Below are 2,986 nucleotides of genomic sequence, written 5' to 3'. Positions count from 1 at the left end.
CGCCCACGTCGGCGTTGCGCCAACACCCTGCGAGAGCAGGATCTGTCCTGCGCTTCCAGCATTGCCGCCCAGCAGCAGCTCTCCATTGAGCTGCAGCCGGTTGACGATCATCCCCGGAAGCTGTGCCCGCAGTACATGCACGGCTGCGCACAAGCACACGATCACGCCCCACCGCATTGGAAGCCTCCTTGTGTGTCACATTCGACGCGGCTGCTTCGAGCCGCCTTAGAGCAAATTTAGCGAATGCTCTGCTCCCGACTGCTTCACCGCAGAGTGCTATCTTTGCACCTGCTTCCACCACCGAACCACCGTGCGATGGAGGCGCTGAAGAAAGCCCTGCGCGAAGCCCCTGCGCTTCGGTTTTGCCTGCTCAGCCTTGCAGTAGCCATCGCGCTCCTCCAGCTTGGCTGGAACTGGGGGCGGGAATTGACCACAGCGCTGCTCTGCGGCATGGCAGCGTGCGGAGCCCTTCTGTGGGTGCTGCGGCACCGGGCGCTGGCGTACCTCTGTTCGGTCGGCACTGTTGCCCTCTGGTGGAGCATGTGCTGGCGCGAGGCACTTCCGGTGCGAATCCCGTATCGGCTGGAGCCAATTCCGGCTCTGCTCGCCGGACAGATACGCCAGGTGCTCCGCGATGAGCCCCCGGTGCTCCGAGTGCTGGTCGAAGGCGAACTCGATGCCCAAGCACTTCCGCCCGTGCAGACAAGGGTGCTCCTCCACGTCTTCGGAACCGATGGCACCGAACCATGGCGAACGCCTGGCGAATTTCTGCGCGCGTACGTACGGGTCCGCCCTCCGACTCCAGCCCAGCTCCCCACGGATTTCCCCGAATGGGAGTATTGCGCCCATCTTGGCGCGCAATGGGTTGCTACCGCTCACCGCGAAGGTGTCGCCCTGTGGGCTCGGGAGGGCTCATGGTCAGCATCTCTCTTTCGCTGGATTGCGCAGCAGCGGCAGCATGTGTTGCACGCGATCGCACAGCTCTACCCTGAGTGGCTTGCCGGAGTTATGGCGGCTCTGCTGTGCGGGGACCGTTCGAAGCTGCAGCCAGAGGAGCGGCGAGCGTTTGCGCTTGCCGGAGTTGCGCATGTGTTAGCCGTCAGCGGATTACACGTTGGCATCCTTGCGGCGGCGATCTCCATCGCATTGGGATTTGTGCCGTGGCAGGGATTGCGCTGGGGCATCTTCTGCATTGCCCTTGCTGCCTTTGTGCTGTTGACTGGGGCGCAGCCCTCGGCGGTGCGGGCGGGCATCACAGCAGCGCTTGCGTGGGGAATTGCTCTGCTCCAGCGCCCGGTCATGCTGCCCAACCTTGTTGCCGCCGTTGCCTTGATGACGCTCTTGTTGGACCCCGCTCAGGCGTTCTCCAGCTCCTTCCAGCTCTCTACGATGGCGATGCTGGGGATTGCACTCCTCTACGAACCGCTCCGGGAGCGGATTCAGGAGCTGCTCCCTTGGATGCCGGCGGGAATTGTGCAGTTGAGCGCCGTCAGCTTGGCAGCCTCCACGGTGAGCGCACCGCTTGTTGCGCTGCACTTCCAGATGTTCTCGCTGCTGGCGATTCCGCTCAACCTCGTTGTTGTGCCGCTGTGTTCGCTGGGGATACTTGCGGGGATTTTGAGCCTGCTAGCATATCCGCTCAGCAGCGCTGTTGCCGGACTCTACGCCTCCGCCGCGCAAGCATGCATGCTCCCGGCGATGGCGTGTGTTCACACGGCGGCGCAGCTCCCCATTGCAGCCGTAGAGGGGTGGAGCAGCATACCCTTGGCATTTGGAATCCAGTGGGGACTCCTTTGGCTCCTGTGGGCACCGAACCTCCGGGTTCTCCTGCCACGCGCGCTGACCGTTGCTGTGTTGACCCTCCTTGGAGTGCTGGCGGTGCGCCCGCAGCATGCCCCGATGTCCCTGCTGCGTGAGCACATCCTCCTGCGGCAGCTCCCACTCACTGAGGGCACGCTGCTGGTGCTGCTGGACCGATACCCTCACGGGAAGCCCCGTCCTGACCGTGCACTCGAACGCTACGCACAGCAGCTTCCTGGGCGCCTGTGGATCCTCTACGCCGGCAACTCCAGCGAGTACGCCGCCGTCCGCATTGCCCGGGCTCACCCGCAGTGCACCGTCATCCAAGCACCCGAGCACCTTCTCCGAGCGCTGCTCGCCTCCCCAGGGCATCCCAGCAGCGCCGCTACCGCTCCCACCGAGGGGCATGCGGGAGGCGCGCCTGGCAAAACAGCGCCACCGCACCTTCGCTGAGCTCAATGCGCACAGGGACAGAGCGGACAACGTTGCGGGCACTCTCCCGAATCCCCCATTGTAGGCGCTCATCGGCGAGCTCCCAAACCAGCCCGTGCGTCCGAACGCGAGCTGCCGGCTGCGGCACCAGCGAGAGCACCTCGCCCACCTCCAGCGCCAGCTCAACCGATTCCCACAGAAGGATTCCGTACCGACCGCTATCGTAGAAGCACAGCTCCAGCTCCCGACCGCAGCGGAGCGCCACGCTCCAGTTGATGAGCGTATGGTCTGGCTCGCGTCCTTGGAAGCCGACAACGAGCAAGCGCCGCCATACCTGCTGGTGGCAGAATTGCAGGGCTTTCTCGAAATCGTTGGTCTCCTGCTCGGCAATCTGGACCAGGCGCGCCGTCTGCAGCCATTGCGCCTCGGGAGCCCGCCAGAAGGCATCGAGGTCTCCGATGATCACATCCGCGCGGAGACCGTAGTGACGGAATAGCTGTACGGCAGCTCCATCGGCAGCCACAACCGGGCAGTGCTGTACGCACTGGAACACCTCGCGTTCGGGTATGGTGCCATCCAGGCACACAACCGCATCGAAAGCGGCATCAAAGCTCAGTCGGCGCATTGCCGCTCCCAGCGGTCGAAGATCTCCAGCAGCAACTGCACCCCATCGGTCAAAGCAGCCGGACCGGGCTGCAGAATCACCTCCGCCGGCAGCTCATAGACGTGCCCGCTCTGGACTGCGGGGATGCTC

The 2,986-nt window shown here is 64.2% G+C and carries 2 protein-coding genes; one reads left to right on the top strand and one right to left on the bottom strand.

Annotation, left to right across the window (positions count from 1 at the left end; translation table 11 throughout):
• Window positions 1-315 precede the first annotated feature (315 nt).
• Window positions 316-2,253 carry a ComEC/Rec2 family competence protein gene (locus NW860_RS00885; RefSeq protein ID WP_414511939.1) on the top strand — a complete coding sequence of 646 codons (1,938 nt, stop codon included), beginning with the start codon at window positions 316-318 and terminating at the stop codon, window positions 2,251-2,253.
• Here NW860_RS00885 and NW860_RS00880 read toward each other — a convergent pair.
• Window positions 2,186-2,857, bottom strand: coding sequence for a thiamine diphosphokinase (locus NW860_RS00880; RefSeq protein WP_414511938.1), 672 nt, complete (start codon window positions 2,855-2,857; stop codon window positions 2,186-2,188). The genes NW860_RS00885 and NW860_RS00880 overlap by 68 nt on opposite strands.
• Window positions 2,858-2,986: the final 129 nt, after the last annotated feature.

The organism is Synechococcus sp. F70.1 (genome assembly GCF_047502745.1).
Taxonomy (GTDB): domain Bacteria; phylum Cyanobacteriota; class Cyanobacteriia; order Thermostichales; family Thermostichaceae; genus Thermostichus.
Note: the sequence above shows the minus strand (reverse complement) of the source record. Positions and strands in the feature narration are given on the sequence as shown.